At 70.6% G+C, this 26,343-nt stretch carries 23 protein-coding genes; 8 read left to right on the top strand and 15 right to left on the bottom strand.

Features of this window, described 5'->3' with window-relative positions:
• Positions 1–2 precede the first annotated feature (2 nt).
• The 8 genes from AB0F88_RS34530 to AB0F88_RS34495 all read right to left on the bottom strand — a co-directional run bounded on the left by AB0F88_RS34530 (position 3) and on the right by AB0F88_RS34495 (position 9,021).
• Positions 3–671 (bottom strand): response regulator, encoded by a 669-nt coding sequence (locus AB0F88_RS34530; protein WP_362694018.1) that lies wholly within the window; start codon positions 669–671, stop codon positions 3–5.
• Complete coding sequence (locus AB0F88_RS34525; protein ID WP_362694015.1) at positions 668–3,238, bottom strand: DUF4118 domain-containing protein; 2,571 nt, start codon at positions 3,236–3,238, stop codon at positions 668–670. Before AB0F88_RS34525 ends, AB0F88_RS34530 begins: the two co-directional genes overlap by 4 nt.
• Positions 3,235–4,071, bottom strand: a complete 837-nt coding sequence (locus tag AB0F88_RS34520) for a potassium-transporting ATPase subunit C (protein ID WP_362694012.1) — start codon at positions 4,069–4,071, stop codon at positions 3,235–3,237. The genes AB0F88_RS34525 and AB0F88_RS34520 overlap by 4 nt, the downstream gene beginning before the upstream one ends.
• Positions 4,071–6,215: a potassium-transporting ATPase subunit KdpB gene (kdpB, locus tag AB0F88_RS34515; RefSeq protein ID WP_362694009.1), complete on the bottom strand. Its 2,145-nt coding sequence runs from the start codon at positions 6,213–6,215 to the stop codon at positions 4,071–4,073. The genes AB0F88_RS34520 and kdpB overlap by 1 nt, the downstream gene beginning before the upstream one ends.
• Positions 6,215–7,876 carry a potassium-transporting ATPase subunit KdpA gene (gene kdpA / locus AB0F88_RS34510; RefSeq protein ID WP_362694006.1) on the bottom strand — a complete coding sequence of 554 codons (1,662 nt, stop codon included), beginning with the start codon at positions 7,874–7,876 and terminating at the stop codon, positions 6,215–6,217. Before kdpA ends, kdpB begins: the two co-directional genes overlap by 1 nt.
• A 16-nt stretch (positions 7,877–7,892) precedes the next feature.
• A complete protein-coding gene (gene kdpF / locus AB0F88_RS34505; protein ID WP_344745511.1) occupies positions 7,893–7,982 on the bottom strand; it encodes a K(+)-transporting ATPase subunit F in 90 nt (29 codons plus the stop codon).
• A 285-nt stretch (positions 7,983–8,267) separates the two neighbouring features.
• Positions 8,268–8,591 carry a metalloregulator ArsR/SmtB family transcription factor gene (locus tag AB0F88_RS34500; protein WP_362694001.1) on the bottom strand — a complete coding sequence of 108 codons (324 nt, stop codon included), beginning with the start codon at positions 8,589–8,591 and terminating at the stop codon, positions 8,268–8,270.
• Positions 8,584–9,021 (bottom strand): SRPBCC domain-containing protein, encoded by a 438-nt coding sequence (locus AB0F88_RS34495; protein ID WP_362693998.1) that lies wholly within the window; start codon positions 9,019–9,021, stop codon positions 8,584–8,586. The genes AB0F88_RS34500 and AB0F88_RS34495 overlap by 8 nt, the downstream gene beginning before the upstream one ends.
• Before the next feature lie 384 nt (positions 9,022–9,405).
• On the opposite strand from AB0F88_RS34495, the gene AB0F88_RS34490 reads away from it, so the two are divergent.
• Positions 9,406–10,167 (top strand): hypothetical protein, encoded by a 762-nt coding sequence (locus tag AB0F88_RS34490; protein ID WP_362693995.1) that lies wholly within the window; start codon positions 9,406–9,408, stop codon positions 10,165–10,167.
• 51 nt (positions 10,168–10,218) lie between these two features.
• On the opposite strand, the gene AB0F88_RS34485 is transcribed toward AB0F88_RS34490, so the two are convergent.
• The 3 genes from AB0F88_RS34485 to AB0F88_RS34475 form a co-directional block, all read right to left on the bottom strand.
• Positions 10,219–10,584, bottom strand: a complete 366-nt coding sequence (locus AB0F88_RS34485; RefSeq protein ID WP_362693992.1) for a GntR family transcriptional regulator — start codon at positions 10,582–10,584, stop codon at positions 10,219–10,221.
• Positions 10,584–11,603: a hypothetical protein gene (locus tag AB0F88_RS34480; protein ID WP_362693989.1), complete on the bottom strand. Its 1,020-nt coding sequence runs from the start codon at positions 11,601–11,603 to the stop codon at positions 10,584–10,586. Before AB0F88_RS34480 ends, AB0F88_RS34485 begins: the two co-directional genes overlap by 1 nt.
• Positions 11,604–11,843: 240 nt before the next feature.
• The gene (locus tag AB0F88_RS34475; RefSeq protein WP_362693986.1) at positions 11,844–12,257 is read right to left on the bottom strand and encodes a hypothetical protein; all 414 of its coding nucleotides are present in this window, start codon (positions 12,255–12,257) and stop codon (positions 11,844–11,846) included.
• 222 nt (positions 12,258–12,479) lie between these two features.
• Between AB0F88_RS34475 and AB0F88_RS34470 the strand changes: the two genes are divergently transcribed.
• Positions 12,480–14,009, top strand: a complete 1,530-nt coding sequence (locus tag AB0F88_RS34470) for a carboxylesterase family protein (RefSeq protein ID WP_362693983.1) — start codon at positions 12,480–12,482, stop codon at positions 14,007–14,009.
• 171 nt (positions 14,010–14,180) lie between these two features.
• Here the strand turns inward: AB0F88_RS34470 and AB0F88_RS34465 are convergent, their stop codons facing one another.
• Positions 14,181–14,561 (bottom strand): nuclear transport factor 2 family protein, encoded by a 381-nt coding sequence (locus AB0F88_RS34465; RefSeq protein ID WP_362693980.1) that lies wholly within the window; start codon positions 14,559–14,561, stop codon positions 14,181–14,183.
• A gap of 58 nt (positions 14,562–14,619) precedes the next feature.
• On the opposite strand from AB0F88_RS34465, the gene AB0F88_RS34460 reads away from it, so the two are divergent.
• The 3 genes from AB0F88_RS34460 to AB0F88_RS34450 all read left to right on the top strand — a co-directional run bounded on the left by AB0F88_RS34460 (position 14,620) and on the right by AB0F88_RS34450 (position 16,909).
• A complete protein-coding gene (locus tag AB0F88_RS34460; RefSeq protein ID WP_362693977.1) occupies positions 14,620–15,216 on the top strand; it encodes a CGNR zinc finger domain-containing protein in 597 nt (198 codons plus the stop codon).
• Positions 15,217–15,242: 26 nt separating this feature from the next.
• On the top strand, positions 15,243–16,328 hold the full coding sequence (locus AB0F88_RS34455; protein ID WP_362693974.1) for a Gfo/Idh/MocA family oxidoreductase: 1,086 nt from the start codon (positions 15,243–15,245) through the stop codon (positions 16,326–16,328).
• Between the two features lie 257 nt (positions 16,329–16,585).
• Positions 16,586–16,909, top strand: coding sequence for a chorismate mutase (locus AB0F88_RS34450; protein ID WP_362693971.1), 324 nt, complete (start codon positions 16,586–16,588; stop codon positions 16,907–16,909).
• Between the two features lie 129 nt (positions 16,910–17,038).
• Here the strand turns inward: AB0F88_RS34450 and AB0F88_RS34445 are convergent, their stop codons facing one another.
• Together AB0F88_RS34445 and AB0F88_RS34440 are read right to left on the bottom strand one after the other, a co-directional pair.
• On the bottom strand, positions 17,039–17,752 hold the full coding sequence (locus tag AB0F88_RS34445) for an SDR family oxidoreductase (protein ID WP_362693969.1): 714 nt from the start codon (positions 17,750–17,752) through the stop codon (positions 17,039–17,041).
• A 122-nt stretch (positions 17,753–17,874) separates the two neighbouring features.
• Complete coding sequence (locus tag AB0F88_RS34440) at positions 17,875–18,237, bottom strand: SgcJ/EcaC family oxidoreductase (protein WP_362693966.1); 363 nt, start codon at positions 18,235–18,237, stop codon at positions 17,875–17,877.
• Between the two features lie 67 nt (positions 18,238–18,304).
• On the opposite strand from AB0F88_RS34440, the gene AB0F88_RS34435 reads away from it, so the two are divergent.
• On the top strand, positions 18,305–18,922 hold the full coding sequence (locus AB0F88_RS34435) for a TetR/AcrR family transcriptional regulator (RefSeq protein ID WP_362693963.1): 618 nt from the start codon (positions 18,305–18,307) through the stop codon (positions 18,920–18,922).
• A gap of 750 nt (positions 18,923–19,672) precedes the next feature.
• Positions 19,673–22,591, top strand: coding sequence for a SpoIIE family protein phosphatase (locus AB0F88_RS34430; protein WP_362693960.1), 2,919 nt, complete (start codon positions 19,673–19,675; stop codon positions 22,589–22,591).
• A 143-nt stretch (positions 22,592–22,734) separates the two neighbouring features.
• On the opposite strand, the gene AB0F88_RS34425 is transcribed toward AB0F88_RS34430, so the two are convergent.
• Complete coding sequence (locus AB0F88_RS34425; RefSeq protein WP_362693957.1) at positions 22,735–25,473, bottom strand: carbohydrate-binding protein; 2,739 nt, start codon at positions 25,471–25,473, stop codon at positions 22,735–22,737.
• A gap of 175 nt (positions 25,474–25,648) precedes the next feature.
• Between AB0F88_RS34425 and AB0F88_RS34420 the strand changes: the two genes are divergently transcribed.
• Positions 25,649–26,299, top strand: a complete 651-nt coding sequence (locus AB0F88_RS34420; protein WP_362693954.1) for a GntR family transcriptional regulator — start codon at positions 25,649–25,651, stop codon at positions 26,297–26,299.
• Positions 26,300–26,343: the final 44 nt, after the last annotated feature.

The following is a 26,343-nucleotide window of genomic DNA, read 5'->3' as shown; positions in this document are numbered from 1 at the left end:
GGTCAGGGCTGGAAGCGGTATCCCATGCCGGGCTCGGTGAGCAGGTGAACCGGGCGGGCCGGGTCCCGTTCCAGCTTCTTGCGCATCTGGGCCATGTACTGGCGCAGGTAGTGGGTCTCCTTGAGGTACTTGGAACCCCAGACCTCCGTCAGCAGCCGCCGCTGGGTGATGAGCTTGCCGGGGTTGCGGACCAGGATCTCCAGCAGGTGCCACTCGGTGGGCGTCAGCCGTACGCCGCCGGAGACGGTCTTGTCGACCAGGTCCACGACGCGGTCGCCGACGCGGATCTGGGCGAGTTCCGCGTCGTGCAACGCGCTGCGCCGGGAGACGGCCCGGATGCGGGCGAGGAGCTCGTCGATGCCGAACGGCTTGGTGACGTAGTCGTCGGCTCCGGCGTCCAGCGCGTCGACCTTGTCGGACCCTCCGGTACGGCCGGAGAGCACGATGATCGGGACGGTGGTCCAGCCGCGCAGGCCGTGGATGACCTCGATCCCGTCGAGGTCGGGCAGGCCGAGGTCGAGCACGACCAGGTCGGGGTGCCAGTCGGCGGCCTGCCGCAGGGCCCCGCCGCCGTCGGGGGCCACGGCCACGTCGTAGTGGCGCGCGGCGAGGTTGATGCGCAGGGCGCGCAGGAGCTGGGGCTCGTCGTCGACGACGAGGACGCGGGTCACGGTCGTTCCGCCGCATCGGCCTGGCCGCGCGCCCGCGCGCGGGAGGAAACGGGAAGTGTCAGGATCATGGTGAGTCCACCCCCTGGTGTCTCGTCCGGTAGCAGGGTGCCGGCCATCGCCTCGGCGAGCCCCCGGGAGAGCGCGAGGCCCAGGCCGACGCCGGTGTGGTTGTCGCGGTCGCCGAGCCGCTGGAAGGGCATGAAGACCCGGTCGTAGGCGTCGGGCGGGATGCCCGTGCCGCGGTCGACGACGCGGATCTCCACGTGGTCGCCGTACTCGCCGGCCATGACGAGGACCTTCCGGTCCTCGGGGCTGTAGCGGACGGCGTTGGACATCAGGTTGACCAGGATCCGTTCCAGCAGCGCCTGGTCGGCGACGACCTCGGGCAGCTCGGCGGAGAGGTCCGTCTCGATCCGCGACGACAGGGGGCCGAGGTCGTCGACGGCGCGCGGCACGATCTCCTCGAGCGCGGTCGGCTCCAGCCTCAGCCCGAGCACCCCGGCCTGCAGGCGGCTCATGTCGAGCAGGTTGGCCACCAGGCGGTCCAGCTTAAGCAGGGACTCGTCGGCCGTGGCGAGCAGTTCCTCCCTGTCCTGCGGCGACCAGTCGATGCCGGTGTTGCGCAGGCTCTCCACGGCCGCCCTGGCCGAGGCGAGCGGGGTGCGCAGGTCGTGGCTGACCGCGGCGAGCAGCGCGGTGCGCATCCTGTCGGCCTCGGCCAGCGGCCTGGCCCGCTCCGCCTCCGCCGCCAGCCGGTCCTGGCGCAGCGCCACCGCCGCCTCGGCGGCGAACGCCTCCAGCACCCGCCGGTCGGAGGCCTCCAGCAGCCTGCCCCGGATGGCCAGGACGAGCCGCTCGTCGATGGCCACGTCGGTGTCCGCGCCCCCCGGGCAGGTGCAGGGCGCGTCACCGGCGGTGGCCACGATCCGCCACGCCTCGGGGTCGGACTGGTCGTCGGGACCCGGCTCGCCGGTGCGTTCCAGCAGGGTGACCGAGGCGAGCCCGAAGGTCTCCCGCAGCCGGGCGAGCAGCGAGGCGAGCGCGTGCTCGCCGCGGAGCACGTGCCCGGCCAGGGTGGAGAGGACCTCCGCGTCGGCTCGGGCGCGGGCCGCCTCCCGGGTACGGCGGGCGGCGACGTCCACGACCGCGCTCACCATGACGGCCACCAGCACGTAGACGCTCAGCGCGAACAGGTTCTCCGGGGCGGCGATGGTGAAGCGGTCGACCGGCGCGGTGAAGAAGTAGTTGAGCAGCAGGAAGCCGAGCACCGCGGCGGTGACGGCCGGCCACATGCCGCCGGCCAGGGCGACCACGACCACCATGAGCAGGAAGAGCAGTATGTTGCTCGGCAGGTTCACGTCGCCGCGGAAGGGATGCAGCGCCAGGGTCAGCAGCGGCAGCCCGAGGATCGCGAGGACCCAGCCCGCCACCCGGCGGGTGCGGGTGAGCGCGGCCCGCGACGGGGCGCGGCCGCGCCCCCGGCTCACCCTGTCGTGAGTGATCATGTGGACGTCGATGGAGCCGGACCGCGCGGTCGTGGTCACCCCGACCCCCCGGGAGAGGATCTGGGCGAACCGGCCTCGCCGGGAGGCCCCCAGCACCAGCTGGGTGGCGTTGACGCCGCGCGCGAAGTCGAGCAGGGCGGTCGGGACGTCGTCGCCGACGACCTGGTGGTAGGTGCCGCCCATGTCCTCCACCAGCGTGCGCTGGCGGGCCGTGCTCGCCGGATCGGCGCCGGCCAGGCCGTCGGCGCGCGTGACGTGCACGGCCAGCAGGTCGGCCCCCTTGCTCCTGCCCGCGATCCTGGCGGCCCGCCGCACCAGCGTGTCACCCTCCGGGCCGCCGGTCAGCGCGACCACGACGCGCTCGCGCGCCTCCCAGGTGCCGGCGATGCCGTGCTCGGCGCGGTAGCGGTCGAGCTGGTCGTCGACCTTGCCCGCCACCCACAGCAGCGCCAGCTCGCGCAGCGCGGTCAGGTTACCGACCCTGAAGTAGTTCGACAGGGCCGCGTCGACCTTCTCCGGCGCGTACACGTTGCCGTGGGCCATCCGCCGCCGCAGCGCCTCCGGGGCCATGTCCACCAGCTCCACCTGGTCGGCGCGGCGCACCACCTCGTCGGGCACCGTCTCGCGCTGGAGCACCCCGGTGATCTCCTCGACCACGTCGTTGAGCGACTCCAGGTGCTGGATGTTGACGGTGGAGACGACGTCGATGCCCGCGTCGAGGATCTCCTCGATGTCCTGCCAGCGCTTGGCGTTGCGCGAGCCCGGCACGTTGGTGTGGGCCAGCTCGTCGACCAGGGCGACCTTGGGTCTTCTGGCGATGACGGCGTCCACGTCGAGCTCGGTGAACACGCTCCCCCGGTGGACCATGCTCGCGCGCGGGACGACCTCCATGCCGTCGACGAGTTCCGCGGTGCGAGGGCGGCCGTGGGTCTCGACGAGCGCCACGACGACGTCGGTGCCTCGCGCGAGACGGCGGCGGCCCTCGCAGAGCATCATGTACGTCTTGCCGACACCCGGCGCGGCTCCGAGATAGACGCGCAGCCGCCCTCGCCCCCCGTTCATCGGTCGAGGGCCAGGTTGAGTTCGAGGACGTTCACCGCCGGTTCTCCCATGAAGCCGAGGGAGCGGCCGGTGGTGTTCGCCGCGATCAGCCGCCTCACCCTCTCCACGGGCATGCCGCGCTCCCTGGCGACGCGCGCCGCCTGGAGGTCGGCGTACGCGACGGAGATGTCCGGGTCGAGGCCGGAACCGCTGGCGGTGACCGCGTCGGCGGGCACCACGGCCCTGGCCGTGCCCCGGACCGGGACGGTGCGCCCGGCCGCGTAGTCCTCACCCGGCCTGCCGCACTCGACCTTCACGCCGCGGTACTCGGCGACGAACGGGGTCGCGGGGCAGGCCTGGTTGACGCTGACGGCCCGGGTCGGGGTGCCGACGGCGGGGAAGACCTTCAGCACGGCGCCGACCCCGTCGGGCGTGCAGTACGGCCGGGCGCCGCTCACCCCCTCCAGTTCTCCGACCGCCCTGGAGCGGGCGCAGACCTGGGTGAGCAGGCTCTGCCTGCCCTCGGATCCCGGTATGTCCACGACGTCCTCGGGCCCGAGGTTGCTCGCGGCGGTGGAGAGCATGTCGTAGCCGTCACCGGCCGCCGACGGCCGGCTCTGGAAGTACCTGCCGACCGGCCTGCCGTCGGCGTCGGTGAAGCTCTGGCCGACGATCGCGCTGCCCACGTCCTTCCCGTCCTTCTGGACGAGGGAGCCGTTGGCGCCGCCGTCGAACACGGCCTGGGCGACGCCGGTGACCACCAGCGGGTAGAGGGCCCCGGTGACCAGGGTGAGGACGAGCAGCGCGCGAAGCGCGGCGAGATGCTGGCGGACCCAGCTGGGCAGGCGTTCCATTACGACATCCCCGGAAGGAACTGGATGAGAAGGTCGATCAGCTTGATGCCGACGAAGGGCACGACGATGCCGCCCAGACCGTAGACGTAGAGGTTGCGGCTGAGCAGTTTCGAGGCGCTGGAGGGGCGGTAGCGCACGCCGCGCAGGGCGAGCGGGATCAGCGCGACGATGACGACCGCGTTGAAGACGACCGCGGACAGGATCGCCGACTGCGGGCTGGACAGGCGCATCACGTTCAGCGCGTCCAGGCCCGGGTAGACCGCCGCGAACATCGCGGGAATGATCGCGAAATACTTGGCGACGTCGTTCGCGATGGAGAAGGTCGTCAGCGCGCCGCGGGTGATGAGCAGCTGCTTGCCGATCTCGACGATCTCGATGAGCTTGGTCGGGTTGGAGTCGAGGTCGACCATGTTGCCGGCCTCCTTGGCGGCCGAGGTGCCGGTGTTCATCGCCACCCCGACGTCGGCCTGCGCGAGCGCGGGCGCGTCGTTGGTGCCGTCACCGGTCATCGCGACCAGCCTGCCGCCCTCCTGCTCCGATTTGATCAGGGCGAGCTTGTCCTCGGGCGTGGCCTCGGCGAGGAAGTCGTCCACGCCCGCCTCGTCGGCGATGGCCTTCGCCGTCAGCGGGTTGTCGCCCGTGATCATGACGGTGCGGATGCCCATCCTGCGCATCTCGTCGAAGCGCTCGCGCATGCCCTGCTTGACGACGTCCTTGAGGTGGACGACGCCCAGGACGCGCGCCTTTCCTTCGACGACCTCGCCGACGACCAGCGGGGTGCCGCCGGAGCCGGAGACGGCGTCGACGATGCTCCCCACCCCCTCGGTGGGGTGGCCGCCGTGCTCGCGCACCCACTTCATCACCGCGGTGGCGGCTCCCTTGCGGACCTGGCGGCCGTCGAGGTCGACGCCGCTCATCCGGGTCTGCGCGGTGAACCCGATCCACTCGGCGTGGGCGAGCTCGCCGGGCTCGCGCTCTCTGAGGCCGTACGCCTGCTTGGCGTAGACCACGATGGAGCGGCCCTCGGGGGTCTCGTCGGCGAGGCTGGCCAGCTGCGCGGCCGTCGCCAGCTCGTCGGCGGAGACGCCGGGGGCGGCGAGGAACTCCGACGCCTGCCGGTTGCCCAGCGTGATGGTGCCGGTCTTGTCCAGCAACAGGGTGTTGACGTCGCCGGCGGCCTCGACCGCGCGGCCGCTCATCGCGAGGACGTTGCGCTGGACGAGGCGGTCCATGCCCGCGATGCCGATCGCCGACAGCAGCGCCCCGATGGTGGTCGGGATGAGGCAGACCAGCAGCGCGACCAGCACGACGCCGGTGACGCCGTCCCCGGTGAGGGCGAGCGAGTCCGGCACGCCGGGGTTCTGGGCCTTGGCGTAGATCGCCAGCGGCTGCATGGTCGCGGTGGCGACCAGGAAGATGATCGTCAGAGCGGCCAGCAGGATGTTGAGGGCGATCTCGTTGGGCGTCTTCTGCCGGTCGGCGCCCTCGACCAGGGCGATCATCCGGTCGATGAAGCTCTCGCCGGGCCTCTGAGTGATCTCGACGACGATCCGGTCGCTCAGCACCTTGGTGCCGCCGGTCACCGCCGACCTGTCGCCGCCCGACTCGCGGATGACCGGGGCGGACTCGCCGGTGATGGCCGACTCGTCCACCGAGGCGATGCCCTCGACCACGTCGCCGTCACCGGGGATGATCTCACCGGCCTCCACGACGACGAAGTCGCCGCGCAGCAGTTCGGGGGCTCCGACGACGTCCCACTCGGTGGAGTCGCGCCCGCGCAGCCGCCGCGCCGTGGTGTCGCGCTTGGCGGCGCGCAGCGTGGCCGCCTGGGCCTTGCCGCGCCCCTCGGCGACGGCCTCGGCCAGGTTGGCGAAGATCACCGTCAGCCAGAGCCACACCACGGTGGCCCAGGCGAAGAACGACGGGGTGAGCACGGCGAGCACCGTGGTGAAAGCCGCGCCGATCTCGACGATCAGCATCACCGGGTTGCGCCAGAGCGTGGCCGGGTTGAGCTTCCTGACCGCCTCGGGCAGCGAGGTGAGCAACTGCCGGGGGTCGAGCAGGCCGCCGCCCACCTTCCCGTCCTTCTTCCCGTCCTTGGGGGCGGGGGGACGGCCCGGCGCCTCGAGCGTCTGGGTGGGCATCACTGGATTCCTTCCGCGAGCGGGCCGAGCGCCAGGGCGGGCAGGAAGGTCAGCGCGACGAGGATCACCGTCACGCCGACGACCATGCCGACGAACTGCGGGCGGTGCGTGGGCAGCGTGCCCGCTGAGACGGGCACCGGGGCCTGCCTGGCCAGGGATCCGGCCAGGGCGAGGACGAAGACGATCGGCAGGAACCGGCCGAAGGCCATGCACAGGCCGAGCGCCACGTCGTACCACGGCGTGTTGACGGTGATGCCGCCGAACGCGGAGCCGTTGTTGTTGGACGCGCTGGTGAAGGCGTACAGCACCTCGGAGAAGCCGTGCGGGCCGCTGTTGAGCATGCTCGCCCGCTGCTCGGCCGAGCCCATCGCCAGCGCCGTGCCGATCAGCACGAGCAGCGGCGTGACCAGGAAGTACATCGCGGCGAACTTGATCTCGCGCGAGCCGATCCGCTTGCCCAGGTATTCGGGCGTGCGGCCGACCATGAGCCCGGCCACGAAGACCGTGATCACGGCGAGGACGAGCATGCCGTACAGGCCCGCGCCCGCGCCGCCGGGGGCGACCTCGCCGAGCATCATGTTGAACATCGTGAGCATGCCGCCGAGCGCGGTGAACGAGTCGTGGAAGGAGTTGACCGCCCCGGTGGAGGTGAGCGTGGTGGCGGCGGCGAAGGTGCCGGAGTTGGGCACGCCGAAGCGTACGTCCTTGCCCTCCATCGCCGCGCCGACCGCCTGCGGGACCGTGCCGCCGTGGGCGATCTCCAGCCCGGTCAGCAGCGCGACGCTCGCCAGCGCCAGGGTTCCCATGATCGCGACGATCGCGTAGCCCTGCCGGGTGTCGCCGACCATGCGGCCGAACGTGCGGGGCAGCGCGAACGGGATCAGGAAGATCGCGAAGATCTCGACCCAGTTGGTCCAGGCGGTGGCGTTCTCGAACGGGTGGGCCGAGTTCGTGTTGTAGAACCCGCCGCCGTTGTTGCCCAGCTCCTTGATGATCTCCTGGCTGGCCACCGGGCCGCCGGTGATCGCCTGGGTGCCGCCGGTCAGGGTGGTCACCTCGTGCGGGGAGGCGAAGTTCTGGATCAGGCCGCCCGCCAGCAGCACGACCGCGCCGACGACGGCGAGCGGCAGCAGGATACGGACGGTGCCGCGGACCAGGTCCACCCAGAAGTTGCCGAGCTCCTCGGTCTTCCTGCGGGCGAATCCGCGGACCAGCGCGATCGCCACCGCCATGCCCACCGCGGCGGACACGAAGTTCTGCACCGCCAGGCCGGACATCTGCACCAGGTGGCCCATGGTCGACTCGCCCGAGTACGCCTGCCAGTTGGTGTTGGTGACGAAGCTGACGGCGGTGTTCCAGGCGACGTGGTCGGGCACCGGGGCGAAGCCCAGCGACAGGAACAGCCTGTCCTGCAGCCGCTGCAGCCCGTAGAGGAACAGGATGGAGATCGCCGAGAACGCCAGCAGGGCGCGGGCGTAGACGCCCCACCTCTGCTCGGCGTCCGGCTGGACACCGACGAGCCGGTAGATCACCCGCTCGACGGCGAGGTGCTTCGTACCGGTGTAGACGCGGTACATGTAGTCGCCCAGCGGCCGGTGGACCAGCGCGAGGGCGACGACGAGGGATCCGATGAACAGGATCCCGGCCATGGTCGAGGACATTAGAAGCGCTCCCTCATCAGAAACGCTCCGGGAAGAGCAGTGCCGCGACCATGAAGATCACCAGACCGGCGACCACCACCAGGCCGACGGCGTTGACGGCGCTCACAACCGTTCCACCGCCCTGACGACCAGCCCGAGGATCACGAAAACCGTGACCGTCAGGGCGACGAAGATGACGTCTGCCATCCCCACTCCTCGAATCCGGGGTTCACTCGCCACCACCCGACGGGCGGGGCATACGTAAGCAAACCGCCGTTTTTCCCCCTTACTGCGCGTCTTGACGGGTCCCATACGCCCCGGCCCCGAGGCTTGACGCCTCCCCTACGCGAGCCCCGGACGACCCCGGGCCGGCTCCCGTCCGGCCTTGCGGCGGCCGGACGGGATCCGGCCCTTACTCCAAGCGGTCCCGCAGGGCGGCCAGCGGACCGTCCCAGTCGCGGGCGAGCACGGCCAGGAACTGCTGTGCCACCTTCATCGGCGCGGAGTCCACCCGGTAACGGACCCGGCGCCGCTCCCCCGGCTCGGCCACCACCAGCCCCGCCTCGGCCAGCAGGGCGAGATGCTTGGCGATGGCCTGCCGGGTGATCGGCAGCCGGGCGGCCAGATCCGTCGCGGTGGCCGGCCCCCCGGCCGCGAGCGCGGCGAGGATCCCCCGCCGGCTCGGATCGGCCAGAGCGGTGAAGACCTCCTGCGCCACCGCCTCCAGGTCAGGCATGTCCGTCGAGGTACGCGACCAGCTCACCCAGCTCGTTCGTCCAGCCCCCGGTGTTGCCCGAGTAGGCCGCCTTGTGGGCTTCGGCGTCCGCCAGCTGCGCGAACCCGCTCTCGACCATGGTCAGCGTGGTGCCGGCGCCGGCGGGCTCCAGCCTGAACTCCACGTAGGTGCGTCGCGGATCGCCGTCGGGAAGGCCGGCGACCGGCCAGGTGTAGCCGAAGACGCGCGGCGGCTCGAGGCGCTCGATGGTGAGGGTGGCGGTGTCGCCGCTGTCCCAGCTGAGCTTGGCCTGGCCACCGACGCGCAGGTCGACCTCGGCGCGGTGCCCGAACCAGGTGCCCAGGCCCTCGGCGGTGGTCAGCGCCGCCCAGACCCGCTCCGGCGGGTGGGCCAGCTGGACCGTGCGCTCGATCCGGTCGGGGAATGTCATGTCCGCCTCCTTGTAGCAACCAGTTGGTTGCTACTCAACTTATAGCAATCGACTGGTTGCGTCAATCCACGGTCCCGCCGAACCCCGCGCGGTGGCCGCCGGGGCGATCGGGAGAAGGCGCCGCCGCGGAGGGCGGCGGCGCCTTGCGTGCGGTCGGAGATCGTCCGGCGCGCGCCCGCCACATGGGCCGTGCCCGGCCTGCGGAGGGGCTCCTAACCGGTGGCCTCGGCGAAAGATCGCCAGAACCCCGGGGGCCGGCCAGATCCTCGGGACCGCACCCCCGCTCCCTCCGCGATCATCTCGGCCCTCTCCTTCGATCTTCACCTGGGCGGGATCCAAGAACAAGACTGTTCGTGTCCGCTCGATTTCGTGAGACTGCCAGGTATGACCTCCCTGGACGAACACGACTCCGCCGATCGTGTTCATCGGCTGGCGCATGTCCGCTGGATCGCCGGGGGCACCGGCGCCGGCAAGAGCACGCTCGCCCGGATCCTGGCCGAACGGCACGATGTCCTCGTGTATGACGGCGATCTGGCCGAACGCCGCTACGTCCGGCGATGCACTCCGCAGCGACAGCCCCGCCTGTGGGCGTTGTCGCGAACGCCCCTGGAACGCAGATGGGCGGACCGCACACCCGAGGAGTCCTTCCGGTCCATGCCCAGCCTGCACGGCGAGACGTTCGGATTCGTCGTCGAAGACCTGCTCACCTTGCCCGCCGACCGTCCCGTGCTCGTCGACGACTTCCGCACCCTGCCCGCGCACGTCGCGCCGTTGCTGGCGTGGCGTGGGCAGGCCGTGTTCCTGCTGCCCACACCCGGGTTCCGCGGCCACGCGCTGGGCACCCGGTTCGCCGACCCCGCCCGGGCACGGGCCAACTGGGGAAACAGCGATCACGTCAGCGCGCTGGCGAAGCGGCTGGCCCGTGACGAACTCTGGGACGAGGAGGTACGGCGCCAGGCCCTCGGACTGGGCCTGCCGGTCCTGGAGGTCGACGGCTCCCGGGACGCCGCCCGGCTGGCCGGCGAGCTGGCCGCGATGTTCCTGCTGACCGGGAACCGGTCGCACACGCCCGGCTGGGCTCCGGGGAACCACCCGGATGGGCGATTCCGCACCGAGCCGGACGGATTCGAGGCCGGACCCCGGTAGGTGACCGGCGGGGCGACGGCGACGGCTCGCGGATCGGATCCCGCCCTCCGATCAATCTCGCATGGCGATCAGTGCCTCCCGTGCCGCGGCGAGCGCCTCCTCCTCGGAGGCCCCGGCGTGCAGGGCGGCCCTGGCGAACTCCTCGGCCGCCGCCGCGAGCCGGAGGCGGAACTGGTCGACCGTGCCGGTGATGACGGCCGCCCGGCCGCGGCGTAGCTCGACCAGCCCCTCGTCGCGCAGCTGCTGATAACCCCGCAGCACGGTGTGCAGGTTGATGCCGAGGGCGGCGGCCACGTTCCGCGCCGAGGGGAGCCGGTCTCCGGGGGCGGCCATGCCGCTGGCCAGCGCCGCGCGTACGGAGCCCGCCACCTGGTCGGCGAGCGACTGTGTCGAGGAGGGGTCAACCGTGATCAGCACTACGCCGTCCCCGCCTGTCGTTCTCTGCTCAGACATCCGTTGACCAGCGCGGCCGCCGTCTCCGCTTCGCGCGTGGAGTAGACGAACCACCGGTCGTCACTGAGCGACAGAGCGAGCACCGGCCCCTTCCCGCCGACCACGCCCCAGCCCGCCTTCCCGTCGTCCAGCCTGTACCGCCCGGGGGGAGCCTCACTCCTGACCGTGGCGAATCGCACCATCTCGTACGGCAGCGTCCGGCGCACGGTGGGCAGCCAGGGAAGCTCCACCGTGACCCCCGAGCCGTCGATCTGCAGGCGGGTGCGCGCCTGCGCCGCCTCGAAGAACGTCCATAGTGTCAGCAGCACCGCGCCCTGCCACGCGCCGGTGGCGGTGGAGACGGCCCACACGGTGACCGCGGCCAGCACCGCGGCGAACAGCAGCCTGCGCGCCGACCAGGCGGAGGTCACGAACATGGCACGCTGCACCGGGCCGAGCTCCATGGTGGGTGCGTTCGGCGGCGGCGCGGCGGCGACCACGGGCGCCGACGGCATCGGACCCGCCGCCACCCAGCCCAGGGCGAGCGCCCCCACGGTGGCGGCGATCTCCACGGCCAGGTGCCAGGCAGGCCGGGCCGCGGCGTCCGGGGTGTCGGCCAGCCTCAGCAGCCACAGCGCGCCGACCAGCGGAACGGCCACGCCGATGTAGCAGCTGAACATCACCAGAGCCCGCTGGACCCGAGGTAAGCGCCAGTAGGACAGGAACGAGGTGACGGCCAGCACTTCGAACCACATCACCATCCCCCAGAGGGGCTGCGAGGTCCAGTCCTGCCAGGTGGCCGTGCGCTTGGTGTCGATGCCCCAGTTCTGGATGTACACGCGGTCGGGAAGGAACTCGCCGTACAGGGTTACCAGGGTCATCGGTACGACCAGGAGGAGCAGCGGGCCGGCGATCGTCAGGATCAGGCGACGGAGCCTGCCCTGCGCGGCGTGATCGGGGTGATCGGGGTGATCCCGCAACGCGGGAGACAGAGGAATGAACATGACACAACCTCCAACTGTTTGAGTTCGACTATAACACTGCAAACAGTCTTTCGGAGGGTGACAGCCCGAGGCGCTGCGGGCGTACAGCGGCGATCCGGACAGTAACGCCCTCATCACACGACCGAGGTACGGCATGCGCGCAATGATCATGCTGACGAGAGTCTCGGGAAGGCGACTTACCGCAGATCAAGCACCACACCGAAGCGGGAGGCCGCACCGGGACCCGCGGCCTCGATCCTCCTATTGCGCGAATCTGAGAAAAATACTCGCCAAGCCGTCCGCTCGCTCCTCGGAAAGCTTTCTCGATATGCGCTTCTTCTCGACCAGAAGCTGCTTCTGACCTCCCCGGACGAGATCGAACATTCCCTCCAGAACTATCTCCGCACGGCTCTTGTACTCATCCTCCGGCCACCCCTGAACCTCTGCCCAGGCTTGTGACAGGGCGGCCTCTCCGCTTTGGACGACGAAGCGCTTCCCCCCGACAGGGAAGCGTTGCAAATTCAGATCCACCCCTCCCCTGAAACTCACGTGCTTCAGATCTGCTCCAGAGAAATCATTGTCCCTGAATTCATTCGACTTTCTCCAAGGTCTTCTTCCACCCGATTCGGCCTGGCCGAGAAGATGATCGACTCGAGCTTTCCACTGAATACGCATCCGACCAACCGGGAGTCCGTGAAGCGGTAGTCAGAGATTTTCACCTCAAGGAAAGAGCAGTCGACGAAATCCGCCCTGCCCACCGATCAGTTTCCGGAAAGCGTTCAAGATTAATTGAACGCGGTTTTTCAGGTTCACGCGGGCCTCGCCCTAAATGCTTTGCCCCCGGACGGCACGTGCTGGGATGCTCGACCGAACCGGAACGGAGAGGAAACCGCGAAAATGGCCGTCACCGCGTCCAGCAAGCCGTCCGAGTCCGAGCCGGAGGTCCGCACGGCGGCCGGCGTCCTGCGCGGCGGCCGGGAGGCGGGCCTGGCGGTCTTCCGCGGCGTCCCGTTCGCCGAGCCGCCGGTCGGCCCCCTGCGTTTCGCTGCGCCGCAGCCGGCGCGCGGCTGGGACGGTGTGCGCCCGGCGCTCGCGTACGGCCCGCCGCCCCCGCAGTCCGGCGTGCTCGGGGTGTCCCGGGACACCGCCGGCGACGACTGGCTGACGCTCAACGTCTGGACACCGGAACCGGATCCGGAGGCGGGGCTCCCGGTGATGGTGTGGATCCCCGGCGGCGGTTACGCCATGGGCGACTCCAGCCTCCCGGAATACGACGCCGGGCACCTGGCCGGGAGCGGAACCGTGGTCGTGACCCTCAACTACCGTCTCGGCGTCGAGGGGTTCGCGCAGATCGGCGGAGCCCCGGCCAACCGGGGACTGCTCGACCAGGTCGCGGCCCTGCGGTGGGTGCGCGACAGCATCCGGGGGTTCGGCGGAGATCCGGACCGGGTCACGGTCTTCGGCCAGTCGGCGGGCGGCGGATCGGTCGCCGCGCTGCTCGCCATGCCGCGCGCCGCCGGGCTCTTCCACCGGGCGGTCGCGCAGAGCGTGCCGGGGACGTTCTTCTCCCCCGAGCTGGCCGCCGACATCGCCGCCGCCTGCGCCGCCGAGCTGGGGGTGGAGCCCACGGTGTCCGGCCTGTCGGCGGTGGCCCCGGACCTGCTGCCCGCCGCGGGCGACGCGGTCTTCGCCAAGACTGTCCGGTGGCGGGAGCGCTGGGGGCAGATCACCCACCGGCCGATCCCGTTCGCGCCGGTCGTCGACGGTGACGTCCTGCCGGCGACCCCCTGGCAGGCGCTGGCCGGCGGCGCCGCCCGGGACGTCGGGCTTCTCGTCGGGCACACTCGTGACGAGCACCGGTTGTTCAGCCTGATCGACGGCGTGCTCGGCCAGGTCACGCCCGAGCAGGCCGAGACCGCCCTGCGCATGCTCGCCCCCGGCCCTGACGGCGCGCGCCGGTACCGGCGGGCGTTCCCGGCCGCGTCCGACGAGGAGCTGTACGAGCTGGTCAACGCCGACTGGTTGTTCCGCATGCCGAGCCTCCACCTCGCCGACGCGCAGATCGCCGGTGGCGGCCGGGCCCACCTCTACGAGCTGACCTGGCCCGCCCCGGGACTGGACGGCGCCCTCGGCGCCTGCCACGGCCTCGACGTGCCGCTCGTCTTCGGCAACCTGGGCAGCGGACGGCCCGCCATGCTGATCGGAGACCCGCCCTCCCCGGTGGCGGAGGAGCTGTCCGCGCGGATCCGCGGGGCGTGGACGGCGTTCGCCGCGCACGGCGACCCGGGCTGGCCCCCGTACGACGCCGGCCGCCGCCTCGCACGGCTCTTCGACACGCCGTCGACGGTCGCCGCCTACCCGGAGGAGACCTCGCGGCTGCTGTGGCAGGACCACACCTTCCCTGCGCTCCCGCTGCTCGCGTGGTGAATCTGGAGCGATGTGGGCTGATCGCCCACATCGCTCCAGACATCCACCTCGGTGGATGTCCTCATTTCGGATAACTGCCATTCACCACACAGGTGCCATCCGAAGCGGCACGCCACCGGAAACCGCTCGCGGAGCCGCGTCACCCCGATGATCACCTGACCGGGGCGGGCCTCACCCGGCGGGCGCCGGGGTGATCTGGAACAGGGCGGCCTTCCACTCGCCGTCGCGGCGGGTCAGCACGGTGGTGGCGAAGATCCTCATGGTCTGCTTGTCCGTGCCGTTGACGAGCACGTCGATCTCCACGGTGGCGGTGTGGGTCGCGCCGCCGTCGTTCAGCACGGTCACCCGGTGGTCGCTCAGGTCCGTGCGCGTGTACGGGTTGCGGTTCTCGGCGAACCCCTTCAGGATCGCCTCCCGGTCGTCCACGATCCCCCACTGCGAAACGCTCAGCGGCGCCTCGGTGAGGAAACGGTCGTAGAACTCCGCGTCGCCGTTCCTGTTGGCCTCCCAGGCCCGCTCGGACAGTTCGATCAGCTCACGCTCGAGGCTCATCGTCGCGCTCCCTCTCGTTGACACTGGTTTAACCGGTGTCAAGTGTTACACTCGATCCATGACCCTGGCAACCGGTATGGAGCTCACCCCGCTCGACGGGCAGCGCTTCAGGTTCGACGCCGGCACGCTGTGCCTGGAGCTTCTCGTCACCGGAGGCGAGGGAGAGCTCTCGAAATGGGAGCGGCTCCACACGCCCGGCGACCTCGCCGCCTGGATCCCGCACTCCAGGGCGGGGCTCGGAGACCTCGTCCGGGTCTCCCCCGGCGACTTCGCCGCCGCCCTCCGCCTGCGCGCCGCCGTCCAGCGGCTCGCCGCGACCGCCGCCACGGGCTCGCGCGCCTTCTCCGGGGACGATCTCGCCACGCTGAACGAGGCCGCCGCCGCGCCGCCGCCCGTCCCGGTCATCGGCCCCGCCCTGGAGCGCGGCTGGGCCTTCCCCGTCACCGGGGCGCAGTTCCTCTCCGCGGTGGCCCGCGACGCCATCGAGGTGTTCGGCGGACCGGCCCTCGACAGGATCAGGATGTGCGGGGGCGAGCGCTGCTACCTGCTCTTCCTCGACACCTCCCGCCCCGGGGCCCGGCGGTGGTGCTCGATGGACCGCTGCGGCAACCGCCACAAGCTCCGCACCCGCCGCGACCGCCACCCGGCGGGCTGACAACGCCCCCCTTTGAAGGAAGTGTGATGACCTCACAGTCAGCAGGACGTTTCGGCCTGGTCGGCAGCGGGTGGCGTTCGGAGTTCTTCGTGCGCCTGGCCAGGCAGCTGCCCGAGCGGTTGTCGGTGTCCGGCGTGGTGACCAGGTCGCGGGAGCGCGGCGCCGAGGTCGAGGCCGCCTGGGGCGTGCCGACGTTCCGCTCCGTCGGGGAGATGCTCGCGGCCGGACGTCCCGAGTTCGTCATTCCCTCGGTGCCGTGGCCGGTCACCCCCGAGGTGACGAAGGAACTGGTGGGGTTCGGCGTGCCGGTGCTGGCGGAGACGCCCCCTGCGGCGGACCTGGAGGGGCTGCGCGACCTGTGGTCGGCCGTCGGATCCAGCGGCCTGGTGCAGGTCGCCGAGCAGTACTCGTACATGCCGGGGCACGCCGCGAGGCTCGCGCTCGTCCGCGAGGGGATCATCGGGCAGGTGACCTCCGCGCAGATCTCCTCGACGCACCTGTACCACGCCGTGTCCCTGATCCGGCACCTGCTCGGGGCCGGTTTCGGGGAGACCACGGTGACGGCGCGCTCGTTCACCGCCCCGCTGGCCGACCCGCTGTCCAGGGACGGCTGGACGGGTGACTCCACGCCGAAGGAGGCGGCCACCACGATCGCCACCCTGGAGTTCGCCGAGGGGATGGGGCTCTACGACTTCACCGACAACCAGTGGTGGAACCCGTTGCGCGCCCGGCGCGTCGTCGTCCGGGGGTCGCTGGGAGAGATCGTGGACGACAGCGTGGTGCGCCTGGCCGACCCGAGGACCCCGGTGGAGTCGCGGCTCATGCGGCGCCAGACCGGGATCGACCTGAACCTGGAGGGCCGCGAGCTGGACCACATCAGCTTCGACGGGCGCGTGGTCTACCGCAACGATCATCGGGGCGCGCACTTCTCCGAGGACGATCTGGCCGTCGTCTCGCTCCTGTGCCGGATGATCTCCTGGTGCCGGGGGGAGGCCCCGGAGCCCTACTCCCTGGCCGACGGCTGCCAGGACCACCTGATCGGCCTGGCGATCGAGGAGTCACTGCGCACCGGCGCCGGTGTGACCACCGGCCGCGAGGCCTGGGCGCGGTAGTCCCCGCCGGGCCTCCGGACACGGTCCGGCGGCCCGCGGCCCGGCGGACGCCACGGGCTCGGGTCGCGCTCCCACCTCGCCCGCGGGTGTAATCTTCACCGGTCGCCCGGTTGGCCCGGCCACCGTGGTCGTGCCCGCCGGGAGGGTTCCGGCCCGGCCGACGCGGCCACACCCGCCGGGGAGGTCCAGGCCCGGCCGACGCCCGTCGAGGCGGGACGACGGACTCCACCACCGACCCGAGCGGAGGCGAGAAGCGAATGGACGACCAGTCTCTTGAGGACGACGGGCAACGCATCGACCCGCCCCTCGCCCACCTTCGAGATCTTCGGGACAGCATCGACAACATCGACGCGGCGCTGGTCCACTTACTCGCGGAGCGCTTCAAGTGCACCAGGCAGGTGGGTGAGCTGAAGGCCGCCCACCGGCTCCCCCCGGCCGATCCCGTGAGGGAGGCGGCGCAGATCGAACGGCTCCAGGCGCTCGCCACGCAGGCGAAGCTCGATCCGGAGTTCGCCAAGAAGTTCCTGCGTTTCGTCATCGAAGAGGTGATCCGTCACCACGAGCGGGCCGCCCGCGGCTGACGGGCACGCCGCCCCCGCGCGCCGCCGCCCCAAAGCCGCACCCCGGGCCGCGGTCCCGGAACGGCCGCCCTGGAGAGGCCCTGGCCCGCGCCGGGGTCTCGCCGGAAGCCGGGGTCTCGCCGGAAAAGGTCAGTGACCGGCGCTCTGGCCACCGTCGACGTGCAGGATCTCGCCCGTCACGAACGGCGCGTTCTCCAGGTAGACCACGGCGTCGACGATGTCGGAGATCTCGCCCATGCGGCCGACCGGGTGCAGGGAGGCCAGGGCCTCGTGCGTCTCCGGCGCGTGCATCGGGGTCCGGATGATGCCCGGCGACACCGCGTTGACCCGCAGGCCGCGACCGGCGTACTCGACCGCGAGCGACTTCGTGGCCGACTGCAGGCCGCCCTTGGTGAGCGACGCGAGCGCCGAGGGCACGTTGGAGTTGGCGTGGTCGACCAGGCTGGTGGTGATGCTGACGATGTGGCCGCCGCCGTGGGCCAGCAGGTGCGGGACGGCCCGCCGGGTGACCTGGAAGAACCCGGCGAGGTTCACACCGAGGTAGACCGCGAAGTCGTCGTCGGTGTAGTCGGCGAACGGCTTGGCGATGAAGATCCCGGCGTTGTTGACCACGGTGTCGATACGGCCGAACTTCCCGACCGCGGCGTCGACGACCTTGTCGGCGGTGTCGGGGTCGGCGATGTCGCCCCGGATGGCGATGATCTCCGGGTCGTCGGGCTGCGCGATGAAGCGCGACGTCGCGACGACGGCGTAGCCCAGCCGGCGGTACCCCGCGACCAGACCCGCGCCGATGCCCTGGGAGGCCCCGGTGACGATCGCGACCTTCTGTCCCTGCGTGCTCATACGATGACTCCTTACTAGCCGACTGGTCTACTACTTCAATGTAGACGACCGGTCTAGTATTCGTCAAACCTGGGGGGCGGCGAAGGCCCGGCCACGGAACCGGGCCTCCGAGGGCGCGCCGGCTATCGATCGAGGACGCGCGAGACGTGGTAGTGCCGGATGCGCCACGTGTCACCGTCGCGCACCAGGATCAGGGAGAGGTTCACCGGCACATCGCCTTCTTCTCCACCACGGAACGTCACGGCGGCGAAGCCGCCCGCCGCCGCCTCCCCGAGCGTGTACGTGTGCAGGATCCTCGCCTCGGCCGTGCGGCCGGGCGGGACGGCCGCGTAGTAGGCGCGTACGGCCTCCCGGCCGGCCGCCGGCTCCGGGAGGAAGCCCAGGAACAGCGCGTCCTCGGTGAACAGCTCGGCCATCGCGTCCGGCCGGTGGCCGTCGAACGCGGCCTTCCATCGCTCCAGGATCACAGGCATCGGGTGACTCATGATTACCCTCCGTTTATAGACGACCGGTCTAGTGGAAAACATAGACGACCGGTCGTACACTTGTCATATGGGACGGACCAGTGACGCCAGGGAAAAGATCCTCACCACCGCGCAGCGGCTGATCGAGCTGAACGGGTACTCCGCGCTCGGGGTGGCGGAGATCTGCAAGGCCGCCGGGGTCCCGAAAGGCAGCTTCTATTACTTCTTCGAGTCCAAGGAAGCGCTGGTCCTGGCCGTCATCGACGAGGAGTGGGCCGAGGAGCGCGGCAACTGGAGGGCGATCCTCGGCGGCGACGGCGCCCCCCTGGAGCGGCTGCGCCGGCTGTTCGAGGCGACCGAGGCCGAGCAGCGCGCCGAGAAGCAGTCGTGCGGCACCGTCTCAGGCTGCATGTTCGGCAACCTCACGCTGGAGCTGAGCAACCGGACCGAGCCGATCCGCGCCCGCCTGCAGGAGGTCTTCGACGCCCAGGTCGAGATGGTGCGGGCCGTCGTCGAGGAGGCGCGCGAGCGCGGCGAGGCCACCGTGGCCGACGGCACCGCGGCCGCCCGGGCCGTGGTCGCGCAGCTCGAAGGCCAGGTGCTCTTCGCGAAGCTGTACAACGACACCCAGCGCCTCGACACCATGTGGGTCAACTGCCTGGCCCTGCTGGGCGCCCGCCTGCCGGAGCAGGCGACCGCCGCCTAGACGAGTAAGTCCCAATGGTCAGAACGAGTGTGGAGATCCGTATCGGCTGGTGAGCCCGCCCGTGGGACGCGTCGGCGGTGGGACGGGCGTCGCCGACCCGGGCTGCGCCTTACGACAGATGAACCTGTCCCTGACGCCAGAACGAAAACGGCGAAGGATGTCGAGGATCGATGTGTGACGAACGACCTCAACACCCTTCTGACCGCACTGTACGTCAGGATCGATGACTGGCTCGCTGCCGCGGGCCGCCCCGCCCGTATCGGCCGCCCACCGCGACTGACCGACGCCGAACTGCTCACCGTGGCCATCGCCCATGCCCTGCTCGGCATCCGCTCCGAGACCCGCCGGCTGCGCTTCTTACCGGCGCATGTGCCTGGCGCCTTCCCCTACCTGATCGGTCAGATGATACGAGGCAGGAGTGCCCGCACCTCGGCCCCGAAGGCCCTCGACGCCGCTCCGCCCACACCCGCGTCGGCGCCGATCCCCACCCCAAGTGGCGGCATGCTCCCGTCGAGCCTCCGGTGGAGCTTCGGCGAAGTCCCGATCTCGCCGAAGCCGGACTCCACGTACAACCACAGGCGGCCTCCCGGCAGTTCACTGGCCAAAATTTGCCACAAATGCGATATTTGCCCGAATACGATTAGTACGTTCCGGGTTCCTAGATCTCCTGCCAGCCCACCTGGGCGATCATCAAACATGCATGTGGACAAATACACTCTGGGCATACAGGGACTCTCGAAGCGTTCGGCAGTGGAAAAGCTGCGGGCGCTTGAGAGCATGGACGACGGCCTGACGGCGACCGAGGCGCTGCGGGCCGCGCTCCACCATGCGGTCGCCGAACTCGGCGGGCTGGGCGGCATGGCGCACCTGAGCGACCCCTCCGGCGACCACGCGCTCCGCCTGGTGGTCACCACCGGCCTGCCCCGGACCTTCACCCAGGCGTGGGAGAACGTCAAGCGGGACGAACCCGGCGCACCCGCCCGCGCGGCCCGCGGCGGCGCTTTCGCGTGGTCCTCTCCGAAGCCGGCCGCGTATCCGGCTCCCGGCTCCGAGCCACAGTCCCGGACCTCTCTAGGCGTCGCCGGAATGGCGGCCGTCCCGCTGCCCGGCCCCGACGGCCCACTCGGCACGCTCTCCGTCCTGACCGCCGCCCCCGGCGAGCCTTCACCGGACCAACAGGCGTCCCTTCGGATGGCAGCCCGCTGGGCGGCGAACCGCCTGCGCGGAGTCTCCCCGCCACCGTCCGCCGCCGCCCGCGGTGTGAGCCCCACGCTCTCGGGCGCCCAACTCCAGCAGGCGCTCAACACGGTCATGGTCGGCACATGGGACTGGGACATCCGCACGGGCGACCTCACCTGGAGCGACGCGCTCTGCGAGATCTTCGGCGTCCACCCGGACACCTTCGACGGGCAGATCGAGACCTGGACCAAGATGGTTCACCCCGAGGACCTGCCATGGGTGCTGGCCGCGCTGGACGAGGCCATCCGCTCCAAGAGCATGTTCAGCGCCGAGCACCGCATCTGCCACACCGACGGAAAGATCCGCTGGGTGCAGGTGCGGAGCCGATTGCTGCTCGACGAGAGCGGTGAGCCGGCCTACATGATCGGCACGTTGTGGGACACCACGGAAGCCCGTTTCGCCCTCGACCGTGTCGGCCGGGTCCTCTGGCACATGAGCGACGGCTTCATCGCCATGAACGACGACGGAAAGATCACCTTCCTCAACTTGGAAGCCGAACGGCTCATCGGCTCCGGGCAGAAGCCGCTCGGGCGCGTCCTGTGGGAGCTGCCCACGGTCACGACACCCGATCTGGAGAGCCGCTTCCGGCAGGCCACCGACGAGGGGCTGCCGGCCGAGTTCGACGTCCGGTGGCCCGCCAACAACCGCTGTTACCACGTGCGGCTGGTTCCGGTGCCCGAGGGCATGACGATGTTCATCAGCGATGTCACCGAGAAGCGGGCATGGGAGGCCGAGCAGGCCGCCGACGCGCGCGCGGCGGCGGAACGTGCCGCCCGCATCGGCGAGCTGACCAGCGCGCTCGCCTCGGCACTGACCCTGCGCGACGTCATGAACGTCACCGCCGACCGGCTGTCGTCGCTGTTCGTCGCGACCGGTCTGATCATCTACGGGATCGAGAACAATCGCCTTCGATCCATCGGCTCGGTGGGATACTCCCAGGCGTGCATCGACTCGGTGCAGTCGAAAGACCCGGCGACCATCCCTCCCATCGTCCAGGCGCTCGAAAGCCGTGCCCCGGTCTTCATCTGCTCGCCGGAGGAGTATCTCCGCGTGTTCCCGGACATGGCCGACCTCCTCGCCGTGAGCGGGAAGCGGGCATGGGCCTTCCTTCCCCTGCTCGCCCCCGACCACCGGGTCGGTTGCTGCGTCCTGGGCTTCAGCCGGCCGCGCCGTTTCACCGAAGATGAGTCCACCCTGCTCAACGCGGTCGGCAGCCTGATGGCCCATGCCCTGGAACGTGCCAGGCTGTACGAGGCGGAGCACGCCCACGCCCAGGAACTACAGCGTGAGCTGCTTCCCCACGAGCTTCCCTCTCTGCCCGCCGTCACCGCCGCGGCCCGCTACATGCCCGCCGGGAAGGAGATGGAGGTCGGCGGCGACTGGTACGACATCATCCCCCTGTCCTCCGACAGGGTGGCGCTCGTCATCGGCGACGTGATGGGCCACGGCATGCCCGAGGCCGTGACCATGGGACGCCTGCGCACCGCCGTGCACACCCTCGCCGCCCTCGAGCTTCCGCCCGAGGAGATCCTCTACAACCTCAACGAGCTCGTCAGCAACCTGGGGGACGACTCGTACGCCACCTGCCTGTACGCCCTCTACGATCCCAGCACCCGCATCTGCACCCTCGCCGGCGCCGGGCACCCGTCCCCCGCCATCGTCCGCCCGGACGGCACCACCTTCTTCCCGGACATCCCGGCCAACCCGCCGCTCGGCGCCGCCGAACCCCCCTTCGAGACCCTCGACGTACAACTGCCCGACGACGCCCTCCTCGTGCTGTACACCGATGGCCTGGTCGAGTCCCCCACCTGTGACCTGGACAGCGGCATGGCCCAGCTTGCCGCGAGCCTCACGACCTCCTTGAGGCGGATCACCTGCTACACCTGTGACGCGGAGCTGGAACTCCTGTGCGACTCCGTCACCGGCGCCCTGCTCCCCGCCGACCTGCAGACCGCCGACGACGCTGCCCTGCTCATCACGCGCGTCAAATCGTTCGACCGCCGCGACATGAGCTCGTGGTGCCTGCCCGAGGACCCCAGAGCCGCCGGCGTGGCACGGCAGCACGTCCGCGAGCAGCTGTCGACCTGGGGCCTGGACGACCTGACGATGACCACCGAACTCCTGGCCAGCGAGCTGATCGGGAACGTGGTCCGCCACGCGAAGGGGCCGATCGTGCTCCGCCTGCTGCGGAGCCGGTCGCTCATCTGCGAGGTCCACGACAGAAGCCTCACCACTCCCCGCATCCGCCGCGCGTCCGAGACCGACGAGGGGGGACGCGGACTCCAGCTGGTCGCGGCCCTGTCGCAGCGCTGGGGCACGCGCTACACCGCCGAGGGCAAGTGCATCTGGACCGAGCAACCGCTGCCCGCGAGTGCTCCCACCCCCGCTTCCACGATGTCAGCCGTGGGATCGATGACCAGGCTCGGGTAGTCCCTCAACGTAAGAGCGGATCATCGAGTGGCGCGGGGACCGGGAGGGCCGGGGCTGTGTGACCGCTCATCCGGATGCTCCACCTGGACAGGTCGGATTCTCCGATCGCGGCGAGTGGCGACGAACGTGCCCAGCGGCCGGAGCTACTCCAACGCCACCCAGTCGATGTTGGCGACGCCCGCACCGCCGGTCGCGACCAGGAACACATCGTGCACACCGCTACTGCTCGCGATGGCGATGCTCTGGGTCGCGAACCGCGTCCATCCACCGGTCGAGGTCGTCGTGACCGTACCAATCGCCGGACCGGTCGCGCTGTCGATCCGGACCTCGAAGGTCTGGCCCGCATAGGCGGGATCGACACCCAGCGAGGCGGAGAACGATGTGCGTCCCATTCCGAAGTCGACCGAACGGAAGGACAGGCTGTCACCGCCGTCGAAGCTCCCGACGGACGTCCCGGTCCCACCCGCGATCACGCTCGTGCCGGAACCGGCGTCCGCTTGCTCCGCCTCCAGCTTCGCCGTGGTGCGCGTGAAGGCGATCGTGTCGATGTCGCCGACACCCGGCCCGGCGCCGAGGGCGATGAGGTACACGTCGTGGGTGCCGCTGGTCGGGACGATCGGCGTGTACTGGGGCACGAAGCGGTCGAAGCCGCCGGTCGCCGAGACCGTCGCGGTGCCGATGACGGGGCCGGTGGCCGAGTCGATGCGGATCTCGAAGCGCTGGTTGGCGTACTGCGTCTCGGTCGCGAGGGTCGCCGCGAACATGGTGCGCCCGTTGCCGAAGGCGACGTTCGCGTAGCGCAGCCGGTCGCCGCCGTCGAAACTGCCGACGACCGTGCCGGTCCCGCCGGAGCGGGTGTTCGTGCCGGAGCCGGATACGGCTGACTCCGCCTGGATGGCCGCGCCGGCGGAGCGCGCCCCGCCGGCCCACTTCGTCGCACCGTACTGGTAGGCGCCGATCGTGGGGGTCGCGTCGGTCGAGTTGTCCGTCCAGGGCGGCAGCACCGCACCGGCGCTGCGGGCCGGGGAGCCGGAGCCGACCGTGAAGTCGAGCCCGGCGGCGTTCGTGAACTGCGGGTTGGTCGAGTTCGGCAGGTTGCCGGTCACCGTGACCCCTGTCGCGGTGTCGACCGTGCCGATGTTGTTCTTCACCTCGGAGGTGGAGTAGGTGCCGCCGAACAGGCTGACCGCCTTGGGGTCGGTGCCGCTCGTGTTGCCGTAGATCTTGTTACCCGAGGTCGTGCCCCCGTTCGGGTTGATCAGCACGACGCCGTAGGTGGTGCGGTTCCAGGCGACGTTGTCGGCGACCGTGGCGTTGTGGGTCTCGAGGTCGAGGTATACGCCGGGCGCCGGCCCGTCCTCGGCCACGCCCGGGGCCGCGTCGTGCAGCAGGTTGTGGTCGATGATCGTGTTCGCCATGTTCACCCGGCAGCAAACGTAGATCGCGCCGACGTCGTTGACGAGCTTGCCGTAGTCGCCGAAATCGTTGTACCGGATCAGATGGCCCGACGCGGTGGTGCCGGAGACCTTGTTGTCGATGTTGAGGTTGCTGCGCCCGCTGCCCCATGCCGTGTTGTGGCTGATGAGGTGGTCACTGCCGAGCACATTGACACTCGCCGCGTAGCTGCCCATGTAGTTGGCGTTCGTGATGCGGTTGTTGGTCACCGTGTTGCCGGTGCCCGCCACCATCACGCCGTTGCCGGCGCTCCAGTCGATTGTGCTGTTGCGCAGCACGTTGGCCGTGCCGCGCAGCTGGATGCCGCTCGTGGCCTCGCCGGCGGTGAGAACGTCGCAGGGGTCGCTGGGCGTGACCTTGTTCGGGTCGATGGTGAGGTCGCTGTAAGCCGAGACGTGGCGAGCGGTGATCCCGTCGAGCACCACGTGGTGGGTTGACGATGAGGTCCGGACGGTGGCGCCCTTGATGCCGATCCCGAGCACGGTCGTGTACGAGCGACCGGAGAGGTCGAAGGCGAGGTCGCGCTTCTTGAGCTCGACGGTGTGACTCGAGGGGGCGGCCCCGTCCGGGGTCCAGAGGTAGAGGTGGCCGTCGGCCGAGCGGTGGTGCCACTCGCCCGCCTTGCCGAGCAGGGCGAGCTTGCCGCTCAGCGAGTAGAGGTTCTTCCGGTTGGGACTGAGACCCACGCATGCCGGCAGGCTGCTCGCGGTCACCGAACCGACCGCCGAGCCGGTCACGGTGCCGGTCTCGCTGACGAACCAGTTGTGCGACGTGAGGCGGGCGCCGACCCACCAGCCGGCCGGCTGGGTGAGAGCCGGGTCGGAGAGCGAGGTCTGGGTGCCGGACTGCGCGGAGGCGAGCACCGGCTCGGCCGGGTTGTTGCCCGGGTGCGGCCACGCCGCCTCGGGCTGCATCGCACCGTCGACGAACACCTGCTGTCCGGAGAGGTCGCCGTTGACGGTGACGGCGGCACGATGGATCCGACCGGCTCCGGCCGCTGCGGCGAACTCCGACCCGTCGAGGGTGGGATCGTTCGCCTTGAGCGCGGTCAGCTGCGCCCCGGTGACCTGCGACCAGCCGGCCACCGGATCGCTGCCGTCGACGATGACCGCCGCGCCCGGCGCGGCGGTGTAGGTGATGCGGTTCGTCGCCGTGCCGTTGGCGGACGGCGTGACGGTCTCTCGATATGTCCCGGATGCGATCTCGCACGTATCGCCGGCGGTCATGACAGCGGCGCATCGCTGGAGGTTCCGGAACGGGGAGCTCGAGGTGCCCGGGTTGGAGTCGGAGCCGGAGGTGCTCACGTGGTAAGTGGCGCCTCCCGTGGCCGCGGCTGGAGGCGCGCCTGCGAGGGTGCCGCCGAGCAATGCGGCGACGGCGATCGTGGCGAGTACGGCGGCGCGTGCCGCGATGATCCGACGGGCCATCGTTGGTCCAATCACTAATCGATAATCGAAAAGTAGTGAGGGACATCCAGCGAGTCAATGGGGAGCCGGCAACCGGGCCGAGACGGCTTCGGCCTCGACCACCGCGACAACGGCGACGCCCTCTATCGACTATCGCTAGCCTGGACAGGAACATCAGAGCGCAACGGAAGGCACCATGACCGACACCGGAATCAACCGGGGACTGCTTTCGGACCAGGTGTACGACCTGATCCTCACCTCGATCCTCGACGGCTCGCGCGCGCCCGGATCCCGCGTCGTGGAATCCGAGATCGCCCGGCAGCTCAGCATCAGCCAGGCGCCCGTGCGCGAGGCGGTGAAGCGACTGGTGCACGCGGGGCTCGTGGTCTCGGTGCCCCGCCACGGAAGCTACGTGACCGAGATCTCCCCCGAGGAGTTCGCGATCGCGCGACAGATGCGCGCCGCGCTCGAGGCGGCAGGTGCCCGCCTCGTGGTCACGACCGCGGACGCCGCCATCCTCACCCGGCTGCGCGCGATCGTCTCGCGAATGCAGGAAGCCGTCGCCGCCGGGGATTGGGCGGCCTTCCGCACACTCGATGTCGAGTTCCACCGCGGCGTGATCGCCGCCGCGGGCGTCTCGGTGCTCGCCAGACTCTGGGACACCCTCGAGCCCATGCTCATCAGCCAGCGCGCGATCGGCGACCCCTCCTACCTCGGCGACCGCGCACGGGTCGTCCACTGGCACGCCGATCTCATCGACGCGCTCATGAGCGGCGATCCGGAGGTCGCCGCGAGCGCCTTCGCCGCGCACGCGTCCGGAAATCTCGACGCATCGAACCCGTCCTAAGGTTGCCGCCGAACGCGCGACCGATTACTGTGCGCCCATTGCCT

Origin of the sequence: Streptosporangium sp. NPDC023963, from assembly GCF_040639135.1 — a bacterium.
In the GTDB taxonomy this organism is placed as follows: domain Bacteria; phylum Actinomycetota; class Actinomycetes; order Streptosporangiales; family Streptosporangiaceae; genus Streptosporangium.
Note: the sequence above shows the minus strand (reverse complement) of the source record. Positions and strands in the feature narration are given on the sequence as shown.